This window comes from Pelagerythrobacter marensis, assembly GCF_036700095.1.
GTDB lineage: Bacteria > Pseudomonadota > Alphaproteobacteria > Sphingomonadales > Sphingomonadaceae > Pelagerythrobacter > Pelagerythrobacter marensis_A.
Map to the genome: position 1 here is coordinate 219,692 of NZ_CP144918.1, position 16,352 is coordinate 236,043.

16 protein-coding genes are annotated in these 16,352 nt (G+C 65.8%); 8 read left to right on the plus strand and 8 right to left on the minus strand.

All coding sequences use genetic code 11. The annotated features are described in order from the left end of the window. Positions 1–22: 22 nt before the first annotated feature. Positions 23–784, minus strand: coding sequence for a hypothetical protein (locus V5F89_RS01005; protein WP_338446406.1), 762 nt, complete (start codon positions 782–784; stop codon positions 23–25). Positions 785–996: 212 nt separating this feature from the next. On the opposite strand from V5F89_RS01005, the gene putP reads away from it, so the two are divergent. Both putP and V5F89_RS01015 read left to right on the plus strand, forming a co-directional pair. Then, positions 997–2,469, plus strand: coding sequence for a sodium/proline symporter PutP (gene putP, locus V5F89_RS01010; protein WP_338446407.1), 1,473 nt, complete (start codon positions 997–999; stop codon positions 2,467–2,469). A gap of 64 nt (positions 2,470–2,533) precedes the next feature. Further along, positions 2,534–3,208 carry an extensin family protein gene (locus V5F89_RS01015; protein WP_338446408.1) on the plus strand — a complete coding sequence of 225 codons (675 nt, stop codon included), beginning with the start codon at positions 2,534–2,536 and terminating at the stop codon, positions 3,206–3,208. A 44-nt stretch (positions 3,209–3,252) separates the two neighbouring features. On the opposite strand, the gene V5F89_RS01020 is transcribed toward V5F89_RS01015, so the two are convergent. The 6 genes from V5F89_RS01020 to V5F89_RS01045 form a co-directional block, all read right to left on the minus strand. Continuing rightward, positions 3,253–4,011 (minus strand): proteasome-type protease, encoded by a 759-nt coding sequence (locus V5F89_RS01020; protein WP_338446409.1) that lies wholly within the window; start codon positions 4,009–4,011, stop codon positions 3,253–3,255. Next, on the minus strand, positions 4,008–4,826 hold the full coding sequence (locus V5F89_RS01025) for a transglutaminase family protein (RefSeq protein WP_338446410.1): 819 nt from the start codon (positions 4,824–4,826) through the stop codon (positions 4,008–4,010). The genes V5F89_RS01020 and V5F89_RS01025 overlap by 4 nt, the downstream gene beginning before the upstream one ends. A gap of 3 nt (positions 4,827–4,829) precedes the next feature. Further along, positions 4,830–5,774: an alpha-E domain-containing protein gene (locus V5F89_RS01030; protein WP_338446411.1), complete on the minus strand. Its 945-nt coding sequence runs from the start codon at positions 5,772–5,774 to the stop codon at positions 4,830–4,832. A 16-nt stretch (positions 5,775–5,790) separates the two neighbouring features. Beyond that, complete coding sequence (locus tag V5F89_RS01035) at positions 5,791–7,218, minus strand: circularly permuted type 2 ATP-grasp protein (RefSeq protein ID WP_338447479.1); 1,428 nt, start codon at positions 7,216–7,218, stop codon at positions 5,791–5,793. A 71-nt stretch (positions 7,219–7,289) separates the two neighbouring features. Continuing rightward, the gene (locus V5F89_RS01040; RefSeq protein WP_338446412.1) at positions 7,290–8,063 is read right to left on the minus strand and encodes an alpha/beta hydrolase; all 774 of its coding nucleotides are present in this window, start codon (positions 8,061–8,063) and stop codon (positions 7,290–7,292) included. A gap of 125 nt (positions 8,064–8,188) precedes the next feature. Then, positions 8,189–8,731, minus strand: a complete 543-nt coding sequence (locus V5F89_RS01045) for a DUF3617 domain-containing protein (protein WP_338446413.1) — start codon at positions 8,729–8,731, stop codon at positions 8,189–8,191. Positions 8,732–8,833: 102 nt separating this feature from the next. On the opposite strand from V5F89_RS01045, the gene uvrB reads away from it, so the two are divergent. The 6 genes from uvrB to V5F89_RS01075 all read left to right on the plus strand — a co-directional run bounded on the left by uvrB (position 8,834) and on the right by V5F89_RS01075 (position 14,271). Next, complete coding sequence (gene uvrB, locus V5F89_RS01050; RefSeq protein WP_338446414.1) at positions 8,834–11,023, plus strand: excinuclease ABC subunit UvrB; 2,190 nt, start codon at positions 8,834–8,836, stop codon at positions 11,021–11,023. A gap of 63 nt (positions 11,024–11,086) precedes the next feature. Continuing rightward, entirely contained in the window at positions 11,087–11,554 is a 468-nt protein-coding gene (locus tag V5F89_RS01055) for a hypothetical protein (RefSeq protein ID WP_338446415.1), read from the plus strand. Further along, on the plus strand, positions 11,541–11,915 hold the full coding sequence (locus V5F89_RS01060) for a type II toxin-antitoxin system RelE/ParE family toxin (RefSeq protein ID WP_338446416.1): 375 nt from the start codon (positions 11,541–11,543) through the stop codon (positions 11,913–11,915). Before V5F89_RS01055 ends, V5F89_RS01060 begins: the two co-directional genes overlap by 14 nt. Continuing rightward, positions 11,896–12,180: an addiction module antidote protein gene (locus V5F89_RS01065; protein ID WP_338446417.1), complete on the plus strand. Its 285-nt coding sequence runs from the start codon at positions 11,896–11,898 to the stop codon at positions 12,178–12,180. Before V5F89_RS01060 ends, V5F89_RS01065 begins: the two co-directional genes overlap by 20 nt. Positions 12,181–12,218: 38 nt before the next feature. Further along, complete coding sequence (locus tag V5F89_RS01070; protein WP_338446418.1) at positions 12,219–13,706, plus strand: S10 family peptidase; 1,488 nt, start codon at positions 12,219–12,221, stop codon at positions 13,704–13,706. Further along, positions 13,678–14,271, plus strand: a complete 594-nt coding sequence (locus V5F89_RS01075) for a hypothetical protein (RefSeq protein WP_338446419.1) — start codon at positions 13,678–13,680, stop codon at positions 14,269–14,271. Before V5F89_RS01070 ends, V5F89_RS01075 begins: the two co-directional genes overlap by 29 nt. On the opposite strand, the gene V5F89_RS01080 is transcribed toward V5F89_RS01075, so the two are convergent. Then, a complete protein-coding gene (locus tag V5F89_RS01080) occupies positions 14,189–16,318 on the minus strand; it encodes a protein-disulfide reductase DsbD family protein (protein WP_338446420.1) in 2,130 nt (709 codons plus the stop codon). The two genes, V5F89_RS01075 and V5F89_RS01080, sit on opposite strands and share 83 nt — an antisense overlap. Positions 16,319–16,352: the final 34 nt, after the last annotated feature.

Sequence of the window (16,352 nt, forward strand, 5' to 3'; positions counted from 1 at the left end):
GCGCCTCGGCCAGGGCACGGCGTCAGGTCGTCAGGTGAAGCTCCGCCAGGGCGAGCGCGGCATATAGCGCGGCACCGGCGAAGAACGGCAGGAAGTAGCTCTTGCGCTCTTCGGGCAGCTCCTCCTTCAGCACGACGAGGACGATCGCGCCGCCGACGAAAGCGAAAAGCCCGCCGATCGCCAGAGGCGAGAGAGCCAGGAGCACGCCGGCCAGCCACCCGCCCAGCGTCGCAAGCACGAGCGCCCAGCGCCCCCGGCTGTCGTAAAGCTCGACATGGTGCCGGCGCACCCCGTAATCGGCGGTGACGAAGTGGAGCATCATCGCCACGAAGTAGAGCGCCAGACCGGCCAGGCTGTCGTCTTCGCGATGGTTGAGGAGGTAGGCGATGACGAAGATCAGCAGGCCGCTCGCCCCGATATGGAGGCGGAACATGGCATGTTCCGGCCGGTCCGTCCCTTCGGTTTTCCGGCGCATGTCGCGCGACGAGACGATCGCCCGCTCCATCCCGTAGAACAGGATCAGGCCGGCCAGGGCCAGCGTGTAGACGACCGCTTCGGCCAGCGGCGCCGCGAGGCCCGTGGCCCGCTCGAAACTCGCGGCATGGGCCCCGATCTCGGGCATGATGTGCAGGAAGACATAGCCGACGGCGACCCCGCCCGCGAAACTGAGCCACCGGCTGCGCGGAACGGCATCGAGAAAGCGCAGCCGCCCGACGAACAGGTGAACCGCGCAGAATGCGAGAGCCATGACGAAAGTGACGAGGAGGAACGTGCCGGCCGCCATGCAACGATAGTGACCCTGGCCGCATGGTGCTGACAACCGCAATTGCGGTCCTGCCCCATATTGCGGGCAATATTACGCATGATGCGAATATTATTTCGTAATAGCTTATGAGATTGTAATAACATGCCGGCAGCGAGTGGCAGGAGACGGATCGCGACCAAATTCGCCGAACCGGTAGTAATTGTGCCGGTAGCTTGTTACCCCCTCGCCCCATGCAGACAGGGACCCTCGCTTCACTCGCCATCTATTTCGTCCTGATGCTGGGCATCGGGCTCTATGCCTGGCGCAAGTCGACCGACACGTCGGAAGGCTACCTGCTCGGCGGGCGCCAGCTTCACCCGGCGGTCGCGGCGCTGAGCGCCGGCGCATCGGACATGTCGGGCTGGCTCCTGCTGGGCCTTCCCGGCGCGCTCTATGCAGCCGGCCTGGTCGAGGCCTGGATCGGCATCGGCCTGTTCCTCGGGGCGCTGGTCAACTGGGTCGTGGTCGCGCCGCGCCTGCGCGAGCAGACGGTGCATTACGGCAACGCGCTAACGATCCCCGAATTTCTCGCCAACCGTTTCCCCGACAAGGCGACGGCGCTGCGCGTGGTCTCGGCGATCATCATCGTCGTGTTCTTCACGGTCTATACCGCAGCGGGCCTGGTCGGCGGCGGCAAGCTGTTCGTCACCAGCTTCGCCAACCTGTTCGGCGACACGGGGATGAGCGATTACATGTTCGGCATCCTGCTGACCGCCGGCGTCGTGCTCGCCTACACGATGGTCGGCGGGTTCCTCGCCGTCAGCCTGACCGATTTCGTGCAGGGCTGCATCATGGTGGTCGCGCTCGTGCTCATGCCGCTGGTGGTGATGTTCGGCCCGGGCGGCAGCGGCGGCGAATCGCTGACGCAGGTTCAGACGGGCTTTCTCGACATCGGCTACGGCCTCACCTTCCTCGGCTTCCTGTCGGCGATCACCTGGGGGCTGGGCTATTTCGGGCAGCCGCATATCATCGTCCGGTTCATGGCCGTGCGCAGCCTCAAGGACGTGGCCGTGGCGCGCAATATCGGCATGGGGTGGATGTTCGTCTGCCTGATCGGCGCGATCGGCGTCGGGATCGCCGGGCGGGCCTATATCGTGCGCAACGGGCTGGCGGTGGACGATCCCGAAACGATCTTCATCGTCCTGGCCAACGTGCTGTTCCATCCGCTGATCACGGGCTTCCTCCTGGCCGCCCTGCTCGCCGCGATCATGAGCACGATCAGCTCGCAGCTCCTCGTGTCGTCGAGTTCGCTGACGGAGGATTTCTATCGCCTGTTCCTGCGCAAGGAAGCGAGCGAGCGCGAAATCGTGAACGTGGGACGCGGCGCCGTGCTGCTGGTCGCGCTGGCGGCGATCTACATCGCCTCCGACCCGGACAGCAAAGTCCTGGGCCTGGTGTCCAACGCCTGGGCCGGGTTCGGCGCGGCGTTCGGCCCGCTGATCATCCTGTCGCTGACGTGGAAGCGGATGACCGGGGCCGGCGCAGTGGCCGGCCTGGTGGTCGGCGCCGGCGTCGTCGGCCTGTGGATCGCGATGGGCTGGAACGGCAGCTTCATGGGCGGCGAAGGCATTTACGAGATCATTCCCGGTTTCCTGGCCTCGTGGCTGGCGATCTGGGGCGTCAGCCTGGCGACCGCGCCGCGGGCGGCGGAACCGGCCGTCTGACCCGATGCGCGCCGGCGTGCCGGCAGCAATGCGGCATTAACCCGGGGCATCGCACAAGGGCGCCATGGTTCGCGCGGTCGCAGTCGCTCTCAGCCTCCTGGCGCTGGCAGGTTGCCAGATCCTGCCCGAAAGCGAACGATCCCAGCGCCCCCGCCCCCCGGCAAGCGGCGCCGGCAACGCGATCTCCAACAATCCCCAGGCGCGCCAGTGCCTGGCCGAGCTGGGTGCGGCCGGCGCCGGGTTCACGCCCCTGCCGGACCGCTATGCCGGGCCGGGATGTTCCCTGCTCAACACGGTCGAACTGTCGCGCCTGCGGGGCGACGGCGGGAGCTTTACGGTCACCAACCTCGGCCCGGTCGCCTGCCCGACGGCCACGGCCTTTGCCGCCTGGGTCCGCTACGGCGTCGACCGCGCGGCGCGGGTCTATCTCGGCAGCCCGATCGTCAGGGTGGAGACAATGGGCAGCTACGCCTGCCGCAACGTGGCGGGCAGCGGGCGCCGCTCCGCCCATGCCACGGCCGAAGCGATCGATGTGGGCGCATTCCATCTCGCCGACGGGCGGCGCATCAGCGTGCTCGACGACTGGAACGGGGGGACCTCTGCCGAGCGGGAGTTCCTGCGCGTGGTCCAGCGCAGCGCCTGCAAGCGGTTCGAGACCGTGCTGGGCCCCGAATACAACGCCGCGCATCGCGACCACTTCCATCTCGAACGCGGCGGCGACGGGGGCTTCTGCCGCTAGCGTGGTTTTGCGCAGGCCGAAACGGCACCGGCCCGCAAACGCCTTCAGTCCCCGTCGCCATCGCCGAAGTAGAAGCTGTAGTCGGGCAGCGAGTGGAATGCGCTGCGCAGCGCGTCGCCCCAGCTCGACGAAATCGCCTGGAAATAGGGATCGTCGTGGGTGATCCGCCGCGTATGCGTCGGTTCGAAACCGTCGCGCGCGATGACCATGAGGTCGAGCGGCAACCCCACCGAGAGATTGGCCTTGAGCGTCGAATCGAACGAAACGGTCAACAGCTTGACCGCGTCCTCGAAGCTCATCGCCCGGTCATAGCCGCGGATCAGGATCGGGCGGCCGTATTTCGTCTCGCCGATCTGGAAGAAGGGGGTGTCGAAACTGGCTTCGATGAAGTTGCCTTCGGGATAGATCAGGAACAGGCGCGGCTCCATCCCCGCGATCTGCCCGGCGAGGATGATCGAGGCGGTGAAGCGCCCGCGCCCGCGCTCGCCATTGGCGAGCTGGCGTTCCTCGATCGTCGCGCGCAGCAGGCGCCCTATCTCGGTCGCGACCTGGAACATGCTCGGCGCTTCGAGCAGCGAATTGTGCCGCTCGCCGGGCGCCTTGGTCCGTTCTTCGAGCTGGCTTATCACCGCCTGCGTGGTGGCGAGATTGCCCGCCGTCATGACCGCCAGCATGCGTTCGCCCGGCACCCGCCAATGGAACATCTTGCGGAACACGGAAATGTTGTCGACGCCCGAATTGGTCCGGGTGTCGCTCATCAGGACCAGGCCCCTGTCGAGCACCATGCCCACGCAATACGTCATTGCTGGTCCACCTGCTGCTGTTCCACTTCGACGTCGACGTCGAGATCCTCGCTCACGGCACCGAAGCTGATCCCGGTGATCGGCGCGGCATCGCGATAGTCGCGGCCGGTCGCGACCCGCACATAGCGCGGATCGGGGCTGATCCCGTTGGAAATGTCGAAACCGACCCAGCCGAGCCCTTCGACGTGCGCCTCCGCCCAGGCGTGGGTCGCTTCCTGTTCGATCCGGTCGTTCATCATCAGATAACCGCTGACATAGCGCGCGGGGATCTGCGCCGCGCGCGCGGCGCCGATGAATATATGGGCATGGTCCTGGCATACGCCCCGCCCGGCCCCGGTCGCTTCCTCGGCCGTCGTGTCGACTTTGGTGGTGCCGGTGCGGTATTCGACCGCGGTGCGGATACGCCGGGACAGCGCGTGCAGGTAATCCAGCTTCGCATCCGGCGCGCAATCGAGGTCGCGCAACATGCGCCGCACCGCCTCGCCCGGCCGGGTGAGCGGCGTCTGCGCGAGAAAGCTCCACAGGGGCAAGTGGCCCGAATGGCGGCCGATCACGCCGGCGTTGTCTTCGGTATCGACGATGCCCGAGCAGCTGACCACGACTTCGCGCACGCCCTGCTCGACAGCGATCAGCGTGACCCGGTTGAAATGCTGGTCGTCGTATTCGAGCTGGGGAATGGCATTCTCGTACGTCATGTCCCAGGCCAGGATGTCCTGGCCCTGCGTCGCCTTGGGCGTCAGCCGCAGGCGCTGCAATGCGTGAACCACCGGTTCGGCAAAGGCGTATCGCGTTCTATGGCGTATCGACAAGCGCATGGGTCAGCTCAGGAACCTGTAGTCGTCGGCAATGCCCTTGGCGATGGCATCGTTCGCCTGCGTGAAATCGCGCAGGAAATCGTGCAGCCCGCGCTCGAAAATCTCGTCGATCGTGAGATCGGACAGCCGCGTCGCGCTCTCGCGCATCAGCGCATTGCTCACCCCCTCGCGGCCGTGCATGCGCGCCAGCGCCGCCAGCTCTTCGCGCAGCGCGGAATGGCAGAACGCGAGGCTGCGCGGGAAACGGTCGTCGAGCACGAGGAATTCGACAATGCCGCGGGCATCGATCCGCCCGGCATTGAGCCAGCGGAAAGCGCGGTCGCCCGAAACGGAGCGCAGGACCTGGTCCCACTGGCCCGTGTCGAGCGTGGTCCCGACGTAGGACAGCGAGGGCAGAAGCAGGTAATACTTCATGTCGAGAATCCGCGCGACGCTGTCCGCCCGTTCCACGAACGTGCCGGCGCGGGCGAAATGAAATCCCTCGTTGCGCAGCATCGACCCGCTCATCGCCCCATGCACGACCGTGCCCGCGCGGCGGATGATCTGGACCGCCTCGCCCACGCTGTTCTGGGGCACGGGCCGCGAAAGCAGGCGCGAAATCTCCATCCAGCTTTCGTTGATCGCTTCCCACAGTTCCCCGCTGATCGCATTGCGGACGGCGCGCGCATTGGTGCGAACCGCGCCGATCATGGCAAGGACGCTGGTGGCGTTGTCGGGATCGCGCAGCAGATAGTTCCACACCTGGTGGCCGGTATAGGTGCCATGCTTGGCCTCGTACCCGGCGCGTTGCCCGAACGCCTCGACGACCGAGCGCCATTCCTCTTCCGCCGTCGCCACGTCGCGGGTCAGCGCCATGTGGAAGCCGGCCTCGAGCAGGCGCGCGGTGTTCTCCGCCCGCTCCAGATAGCGGCACATCCAGAACAGGCCATGGGCGGTTCGGCCTAGCATGGGCTGGTCCTGTCCATCAGTCTTTCAGCACCCAGGTATCTTTCGTGCCGCCGCCCTGGCTCGAATTGACCACCAGCGAGCCCTTGCGCATCGCCACCCGGCTGAGCCCGCCCGGGACGATCTCGATCCCCTCGGGCGACACCAGCACGAACGGGCGCAAGTCGACATGGCGCGGGGCCAGCCCGCGGCGGGTGAAGATCGGGCAGGTCGAAAGCGACAGCGTCGGCTGGGCAATGTAGTTTTCGGGCCGCGCCTTGAGCTTGCGGCGAAACGCGGCCAGTTCCCGCTTCGACGCGGCGGGGCCGATCAGCATTCCGTATCCGCCCGATCCGTGCACTTCCTTCACCACCAGTTCGGCAAGATTGTCGAGAACGTAGGCCAGGCTGTCGGCATCGGCGCAGCGCCAGGTCTCGACATTGGGCAGCAGCGGCTTCTCGCCGGTATAGAACTCGACGATCTCGGGCATGAAGCTGTAGATCGCCTTGTCGTCCGCCACCCCCGTCCCCGGGGCGTTCGCGATCGTTATCCCTCCTGCGCGATAGACATCCATGATCCCGGGGACGCCGAGCACCGAATCGGGGTTGAAGGTGAGCGGATCGAGGAAATCGTCGTCGACCCGCCGATACAGCACGTCGACCGGCTCGTATCCGCGCGTGGTGCGCATCGCCACCCGCCCGTCGGCGACGCGCAGATCGCTGCCCTCGACCAGTTCCGCCCCCATTTGATCGGCGAGGAAGGCGTGTTCGAAATAGGCGCTGTTGTAGATGCCGGGCGTGAGCACCGCGACGATCGGCTTGCCCGTCGTCCCCGCCGGGGCGCAGGCTGCCAGGCTCTTGGCCAGCCGGCGCGGATAGTCGGACACCTGGCTGACCGGAATGCGCGTGAACAGTTCGGGGAACATGGCCATCATCGTCTCGCGATTCTGGAGCATGTAACTGACGCCCGAGGGCGTGCGCGCATTGTCTTCGAGGACGTAGAAATCGTTCGGGCCGGTGCGCACCAGATCGATGCCGACGATATGGGTGTAGACGCCTCCGGGCGGAGTGAAGCCGACCATATGCGGCAACCAGGCCGCGTTGTCGCGCAGCAGCCGCTCGGGAATTCTTCCGGCCCTCACGATTTCCTGCCGGTGGTAGAGATCGTGGATGAAGGCATTGATCGCGCTCACCCGCTGCTCGATCCCGCGCGTCAGGCGGCGCCACTCGCTGGCGGTGATGATCCTGGGGACCATGTCGAACGGGATCAGCCGTTCCTCGGCCTCGTTCTCGCCGTAGACGTTGAAGGTGATGCCGGTGCGGCGGAAGGCGGTTTCGGCGTCGCGATGCTTGCGCATCAGGAAATTCGACTGCTGGTCGTCGTACCAGTTGCGGTAGTCGCGGTAGGCCGGACGAACCGAACCGTCGGCGGCCCGCATCTCGTCGAATGTCGCGTCCGCCTCGTACATGAACCCCCTTGCCGCGATCGTGGGCACGGAGTGCAGCCTACACCGGCCGGTCCGCGTACCAAACAAAAGGTTTAGTCGGCGTCGAGTTCCCGCAGCACCGCATGGATCGATTCGGGCGAATAGGTGAAACCCATGTGGGTGCAGCGCAGCGCGACCGCCCGGTCGCGTTCGCTGTTGCGCCCGCGGGCGCTGCGCGGGCTGACGATTCCGTCGCGCGGGCTCCACAGCGCAACCGTGGTGACCGGCGGTTTTTCGCAGATGTCGGTTTCGATGGGAGGCTGGTCGACCCGGTGGCCGGTCACGAACTGGTACACCCGCCAGGCATGGTTCGCGCGCGGATCGCCCGAGAACGGCGAACCCATGGTGATCACCTTGGCCACGCGGTCGGGATGACGCTTGGCGATCTCACGCGCGAACAGGCCGCCCAGGCTCCAGCCGACGAGATAGACATCGCGGTCGTAACGTTCGTGGACTTCGACAAGGCGGCGTTCCAGATAGCAGACATTATCTTCGGTCGGCCCGAAATTGACGCCCAGCCCCCAGCGCTTGGCCTTGTGCCCGGCCCGCTCGATCAGGCTCGCCATATAGCGCATGCGTATCGGATGGGTCGCGAACCCGGGCAGCAGCATCACCGTGCGGGGGTGTTCCGCCCGGGGAATGTCGATCCGGCGAAACGGCCGGCGAAACGGTTCGGCGAGGTGCGAAAGCTCGCCGATCAGATAGCGCAGCTTCGGCCTGCCGCCGGCATCGGGCACCGGCTCGCTGGCCAGTTCCCACCGCTGCACCAGCTCTTCGCGGGAGCTGGGCAGTTGCGCGAACGAGGAAGGGACGGGCGAAGCGGTCATGGGATCGTTATGCCCTTGTTCGTCTAACCGCTGCTGAACGGCTGCGTTCCCCCCGTTTTCCTCCTCGGTTCCCTCGTCGGCCGTTTCTGGCGCTCTGAGCCCGCGCGCGGGGTCCGGCTGCCGGTTCAGGGACACTCGCCGACGCGCTCGGACACGACCTGCATCGTCATCCGCATTTCGCCTCCCGGTATGGCGGCCGACTTCTGGCGCATTTCCATGCGCATACGGCTCGATTCGGCTTCCACCGTGCCGTCGATGGTCATGTCGGAGCTTGCATCGCCGGGGCCGGAGCAGGTCAATTTCGCATCCAGATCGCTCCCCTGCGCATCGAACTGCGAAAATTCGCACGAAACGCCGTCGTCGCCTTCGCCCAGCCCCCGCACGATACGGCGGAAGCCTTCGTCGGCCTGGTCCTGGGTGAGGCACTGGGTCCTTTCCTGCCCCTGCAGCCCGGCGGCCATTTCGCGCATCCGCGCCGCCTGATCGGGGGCGACCCCGGGGATATCGAAATCGACGATCTCCGCACTGCTGCGATAGAGGCCCGGTCGCGGTTTCACCAGCTTGTCTGCCGCCGCGACGACTTCGTCCGCCGTCTTCGGCTCGTCGGGCTCGCTCCCGCAAGCCGCCAGCGCCAGCGCGCTTCCCACAACCATGATCACTGCGCGCATAGCCACCGCTCCTTGCCGGATTGCCCCAGCACGCTAGCTACCAATCGCACCGCGCGCTGCCAAGCGCTTGCCGCAGACGGTGGGCGGGTCCATATCTCCCGGATGGCCGAACTCGTCATCCGCCGGGGTCTCGAAGAACCCGACACGTCCGATAGCTTCACCCCGCACAAGCCGCAGCGGCCCGAAAAAAGCATGGGCGGGCGCAAGTTCGAACTCGTTTCGGACTATCGGCCCGCGGGCGACCAGCCGAGCGCCATCCGCGAACTGACGGCCGCCGCCAACGAAGGCGAGCGAACCCAGGTCCTGCTGGGCGTGACCGGTTCGGGCAAGACCTTCACGATGGCCAAAGTGATCGAGGAGCTTCAGCGCCCCGCGCTGGTGCTGGCCCCGAACAAGATCCTCGCCGCGCAGCTCTACGGCGAATTCAAGAGCTTCTTCCCGAACAACGCGGTCGAGTATTTCGTCAGCTACTACGACTATTACCAGCCCGAGGCCTATGTCCCCCGGTCCGACACCTATATCGAGAAGGAAAGCTCGGTAAACGAAGCGATCGACCGGATGCGCCACAGCGCCACGCGCGCCCTGCTCGAACGCGACGACGTGGTGATCGTCGCATCGGTATCCTGCCTCTACGGCATCGGCTCGGTCGAGACTTATTCGGCGATGATCTTCGACATCAAGAAGGGCGAGACGGTCGACCAGCGCGAGATCATCCGCAAGCTCGTGGCGCTGCAGTACAAGCGCAACGATGCCGCCTTCGCGCGCGGCAATTTCCGCGTTCGGGGGGACAGCCTGGAGATTTTCCCCAGCCACTACGAAGACATGGCCTGGCGGGTGAGCTTCTTCGACGACGAGATCGAGGAGATCAGCGAGTTCGATCCGCTGACCGGCAGCAGGGGCACCCGGCTCGACAAGGTGCGGGTCTACGCCAATTCGCACTACGTCACGCCCGGCCCGACGATGAAGCAGGCGAGCGAGGCGATCCGGTTCGAACTGCAGGAAAGGCTCAAGGAGCTTCATGCCGAAGGCCGCCTGCTCGAAGCGCAGCGGCTGGAGCAGCGGACCAACTTCGACCTGGAGATGATCGCCGCCACCGGCAGCTGCGCGGGGATCGAGAACTACAGCCGCTTCCTCACCGGCCGCCTGCCGGGCGAGCCGCCGCCAACGCTGTTCGAATACCTGCCCGACAACGCGCTGCTCTTCGTCGACGAGAGCCACCAGACGATTCCGCAGATCGGCGCGATGGCGCGGGGCGACCATCGGCGCAAGCTGACGCTGGCCGAATACGGTTTCCGCCTGCCGAGTTGCATCGACAACCGCCCCTTGCGCTTCAACGAATGGGACGCGATGCGGCCGCAGACGATCGCCGTTTCGGCGACCCCCGGCGGATGGGAGATGGAGCAGACCGGCGGCGTCTTCGCCGAACAGGTCATTCGCCCGACCGGCCTGATCGACCCGCCGGTGGAAATCCGCCCGGTCGAGGACCAGGTGCAGGATTGCATCGCGGAGGCCAAGGCGACCGCGGAAAAAGGCTATCGCACGCTGGTGACCACGCTGACCAAGCGCATGGCCGAGGACCTGACCGAATTCATGCACGAACAGGGCGTCAAGGTCCGCTACATGCATTCGGACGTCGAAACCCTCGAGCGGATCGAGCTGATCCGCGACTTGCGCCTTGGCGTCTACGACGTGCTGGTCGGGATCAACCTGCTGCGCGAAGGGCTCGACATTCCCGAATGCGGGCTGGTGGCGATTCTCGATGCCGACAAGGAAGGCTTCCTGCGCTCGGAAACCTCGCTGATCCAGACCATCGGCCGCGCCGCGCGCAACGTCGACGGGCGCGTGATCCTCTATGCCGATCGCGTGACCGGTTCGATGGAGCGCGCGATGGCGGAAACCGAGCGCCGGCGCGAAAAGCAGCGCGCCTACAACGCGGAGCACGGCATCACCCCGCAGACCATCCGGCGCGAGATCGCCGACATCGTCGCGCATACGGCTGCTCGGGACGGCGTAACGGTGGATCTGGAGGCCGAGGACGGGCGCAACAACCTCGTCGGCCACAATCTGCGCGCCTATATCGAAGACCTCGAGAAACGCATGCGCGAGGCCGCCGCCAATCTCGAGTTCGAGGAAGCCGGCCGCCTGCGCGACGAAATCCGCCGCCTCGAAAAGGACGAACTCGGCCTGCCCGACGACGAGAAGAAGGCACCGCTCGTCGGCCGCAGCAACGAGGGCAAGCCCGGAACGCGCAAGCTGCGATATGGCAAGACGCAGCGGAAGTGGGGGCGGTAGCGCCTATTCCACTGATTGACATAGCGCTAAATAGTGCTATTAGCGATTCAGTGGAGGCAAGGAATGGAAATTTCTGTTGATCTCGATGTCTACAAGGCTCTTACCGCACGCCTGGAGCATGAAGGACAAACTTATAGCGATGTAATCCGTGAACTTCTCGGTTTGGACTTCATAACCGAAGAGTCCCCGCCTGAGTCAGCAATGGCAGCGCCCCTCGAACGGCTGGCCGGGGTAACCGATACCTGGTCAAAGCCTGCCGAAAGCGGATTTTACTCGAGAGGACTGTTTCTTCCGGACGGAACGAAACTGCGCGCTCGATACAAGGGCGAGCTTTTCGAGGCTAAGATTGTGGACGGGCATTGGCTCGACAAGAATGGCGACGAGCATGGCAGTCCCTCTGCAGCGGCATCAGCAATCACTGGCAACAACGTGAACGGCCTTCGATTCTGGGAGGCGTGCCGTCCGAGCGATAGTGGATGGCGAAGGCTGGAATTCATCAGAAATCGGCAGGTTCACAATGGTGGGGCCTGAGCAAATCGTTGACGATCCGCAATCTGTCTCTTATAAAGGACAAGCTTTCCAGCTGGAGGAAACACAAGTCTTCTCCGACTGGCTTGGTTCGTTGCGGGACCGCCGGGCGAAGGCACGGATCGTCGACCGGCTGAAGCGCGCGTCGAACGGCAATTTCGGGGATCACAAATCCGTCAAGGGCGGAGTCTTCGAAATGCGGGTCGATGTCGGACCGGGCTATCGGGTGTACTATTTCCAGCGCGGAAGGCGGCTTGTCATCCTGCTTTGCGGGGGTGACAAGGGCACCCAGAGAGCCGATGTCGCGGAAGCGAAGCGGCTCAAGGCCGAGATAGAAAGCTTCGATGAAGGTAACGCCGTTTGATCCCGCCAACTATCTCGAGACGGAGGAAGATATCCTCTATTACCTCGAGGCGGCGATGGAAGGAAACGATCCGAAGCACATAGCCAGTGCCTTGGGCGATGTTGCACGCTCGAAGGGGATGAGCGAAATCGCCGCAAAGGCCGGGGTGGGCCGGCAAGCCCTCTACAACGCCTTATCGGAAAACGGCAATCCGACTCTGGAGACTCTCACGTCGGTGTTGTCGGCACTTGGTTTGCAGCTATCGGTTCACAGGCGAGCCGCGTAACGATTTACGCGCTGCGTCGCTTTTGCCATAGCGAGCGCATGATTCCCCGTATAGTTATGGCGCTCGCCGCCGTCGCACTTCCCGTTTCCGCGATCGCCGAGGACGAGCCCAAGCCAACAGCTCCGGCTGCTTCCTACGAACCCAATTCCGCTTCCAGGACCTTCACCGGCACGTTCGGCGGGCGCAGTCTGCGTTATACCGCAACGGTGGAGGAACAGGTGCTGAAAGGCGACGACGGCACGCCCAAGGCGGCGATCGTGACAACCGCCTATGTCGCCGAACCGCGCGACCCCTCGCGCCCGGTGACGTTCCTGTTCAACGGCGGGCCGGGTTCCGGTTCGGTCTGGCTGCAGATGGGCGCTTTCGGCCCGCAACGGGTCGCCATTCCGTCCGACGCGCGCGACGACGGTGCGCCGCCTTTTCCCATCGTTCCCAACCCGGACTCGATCCTCGACGTCACCGACCTCGTCTTCATCGACCCGGTCGGCACCGGGTTCAGTCATACGATCGGCGACACCAAGGGCGAGGAATACTGGGGCGTCACCAAGGACGCCAAATCGGTCGCGGCGGTCATCCGCAAGTGGATCAGCGAGAACGGCCGCTGGAACAGCCCCAAGTTCCTCGGCGGCGAAAGCTATGGCACGACCCGCTCCGCCGCTGTCGTGCACGAGCTGGAAGGCGGATACAACGACGTGTCGCTGAACGGCGTGATCCTGATTTCGACCGTGCTCGATTTCGGTGCCGGAGCAGAAACCGAAGGGGCGGAGCTGGGCTATATCACCACCCTGCCGACTATGGCGGCCACCGCGCTCTATCACGGCAAGGCTACGGCGCCTTCGGTCGAACAATTCGTGGAGGAAGCGCGTCGGTTCGCGATCGGCCCCTACGCCGCTTTCCTGCTGAAAGGGCAGAATGCGAGCGCCAGCGAGCGCGCCGCGGTGCGGGCCGAACTGGCTCGCTTTACCGGCTTGTCGGAACAGTATCTCGAGCAAGCCGATCTTCGGGTGACCTCGGGGCGATTCTACAAGGAGCTGCTGCGCGACCGCGGGCTGACCGTGGGCCGGCTCGACAGCCGTTATACCGGCATCGATTACGACAATGCCGGCGAAACGCCCGACAACGATCCCAGCTTCTACGGGATCGACGGCGGTTACGCCGCTGCCATCAACCACTTCATGCGCGATACGATCGGTTATCGCACCGAGCGCGAGTACGTCACCATCGGCAATGTCGGACCGTGGGATTGGCGGCTCCCCGGCGGACGCGACACCAATGCCTACCTCAACGTCGCCCCCTACCTCGGCAAGGCCATGCGCGAAAACGCCGATATGCGGATCCTCGTCGCCCAGGGCTGGTACGATTTCGCCACGCCGTTCTTCGCTGCCGAATATGCCCTGACCCGCACCGGCTTTCCGCAGGATCGGATCGAATGGCGGTATTACGATTCGGGCCACATGATGTACGTCCGCGACGAGGATCGCCGGAAGTTGTCAGACGATGTCCGCGCCTTCATCCGCGCGCGCTGAACCGGGCGGCAGCGGTCGACTGGCGCTCTGCGCCGTCGTGTTCGCGCTGGCCGCCTGCAAGCCGCCGGCGGTCGACGACTATGTCGAGCGCGTGGCTCTGGACGCTGCACAGTCGCGCGCAAGCGATCCGCTCCCCTCGCCCGACACGACGGGTGCGCTGTGGGCGGAAAGCGACCGGCCCGGGCGCATTCTCTATGGCAAGCCGGGCGAGGCGCCGTTGCTCGCGCTCGCGTGCGAAGCGGGCGCGGGCGCGCCGCGGATCCACATCACCCGCTATGTCGCCGCCGATCCCGAGGCGAAAGCCATACTGGCGCTGATCGGCAACGGGCATGTCGCCCGCGTCCCCGTCGACGCGACGTGGAACGGGCGGGCCTGGTTATGGGAAGGCTATATCGACGCCGACGACCCCGGGCTGGACGTGCTGACCGGCCCGCGCCGCATCGAGGCGACCGTGCCGGGCGGAGGAACGGTCGACATCCACCCTAGCGCGCGCCCGCAGCATCTGGTCGAGGTTTGCCTTGGGCAACGTCCGCCGGGCGATCCGGTGCCGCCCGAGCAAGGGTGACCAGCGCATCCGGGCCCAGGACCTGTGGCAGTTGCCGCCCTTCCTTGCCCGGTTCGTACCAGAGATAGAGCGGAACGCCGGCCGCGCCGTGATCGGAAAGAAACTCGGTGATCGCCGGATCGCGGCGCGTCCAGTCCCCGCGCAGCGTCACCACGCCCGCGTTCAGGAAAGCCTCGCGCGTCGCCTCGCGCTCGATCGCGACGCTTTCGTTGACCTTGCAGCTCACGCACCAGTCGGCGGTAAACCAGACGAAGACCGGCCGGCCGGTGGCCCGCGCATCCGCCAGCGCCGCTTCGCTGAAGGGTAGAGGATCGAGCAGGCTTTCGGCCGCTTCGACCTCTTCGCTCACCAACCGCGGGAGAAAGGCGATCGCCGCCCCGGCGACCAGCAGAACCGCGAGCAGCCCGGCCCCGGATCGCGCGGCGGCACGGCGGCCGACAATCGCCAGAATGGCGACGGTAGCGACAGTCAGGCCAGCCGCGCCCCACCCGAAAGCCGCGCCGCCGAGCCGGAAACACAGCCACAACAGCGCAAGAGCGGTCAGCGCCATAGGAACGGCCATGATCCTGCGGAACGTTTCCATCCACGGCCCCGGCCGCGGGAGCAGCCGCCGCAAGGCCGGAATCAAGCCGATCGCCAGGAAAGGCAAGGCAAGGCCAAGCCCCAGCGAAGCGAACAGCACCAGAGCTTCAAACGGCGGCAGGACCAGCGCCGCGCCCAGCGCCGCCGCCATGAACGGGCCGGTGCAGGGCGTGGCGACGAAGGCCGCCAGCACGCCGGTGGCGAAGGCCCCTGCCGGCTCGCCCCGGCGCGTCAGCGAGATCGAAGGCAATTCGAACACCCCGGCAAGGTTGGCGGCGATCGCGGTCGCCAGCGCCAGAAGCCCGATCACCACACCCGGTTCCTGAAGCTGGAAAGCCCAGCCGACCGCTTCGCCGGCCGAGCGCAGCGCAAGCAGCAGCGCGCCCAGCCCGATGCAGGCGGTCAGCACGCCGGCAGTGTACGCGAACCCCTCGCGCCGCGCCTCGGCCTGGCTTTCGCCCGCTCTGGCGAGGCTGAGCGCCTTGAGGCTCAGGATCGGGAAGACGCAAGGCATGACATTGAGCAGCAGGCCGCCGGCGAGCGCTCCGAAAACGAGAATCCAGAACGGTGGCATCTCGCGCACCGGCACCGGCTTGCCGGCGCTCGGCACGGCCCCCGGCACCGCGGTGAAGCGAACCCCGACATCATGCGAAAATGCCAGAATCCCTTCGAGCCTGGTCGGCTCGGGCTCACGCACGATCTCCGCCGGAAGGTTCAACTGGTCGAGGGGAACCTCGGCAACAAGCAGGTCGCCATCGCGAAAGAATGTCTGTTCGCCCGCATAGCGCGGGCGCAGACCCCTGCCCAACTCGCGCTCCTCGACGAACAGATGCGGTGCGGAAAGGGCCATGTCGGCCGGGAGAGGAATGCCGACGCGCAGGCGCCGGTCCTCGATCGCGAAGTTCGCCCGGCTGTCGAGCATCGGTGCGATCGACGCACGCCAGCGCACGAAACGCGGATCGTCGTCGGCTGCGGCCGGATCGAGTTCGAGTTCGGCCCGCTGGGGAACGCACAGCTTGTCGGTACAGGCCAGATAGTCCGCCACGACGCCGATCGGTTCGATCTCTTCGATATTCGCCCCGCGTGGCACGCGAATCGGCACGAGGACCGTATAAGGCCCTTCGTAGACGTGATTCATCAACCCGCCGATCACCAGCCGGCGCGGCACCGGATAGAGCGGCTCGCCTGCCGACCAGCCCCGCGGCAGGTCCCAGGCCAGCTCCATGCCCAGCCCGGCATCGCCCGGGTTCGACCAGTATCCGTGCCATTCGTCCGTCCGGGGCACGAAATGGAGCGCCAGCATCCATTCGTCGCCCGCCGTCGGCGGACCGTCGGCGGCCAGTTCGGCGCGGATATTGTCGTCCGCGATCTCGGGCTGCGCCGCCGCGCCGGCGGGAATCAGCAGGGCCAGCGCGGCAAGCAGTGCCAGCACGGCCCACGCGAACCGGCGCGCGCCCCCGTCCATTGTCCTTGCTTCGATCACAGCCATGGCCCTAGGA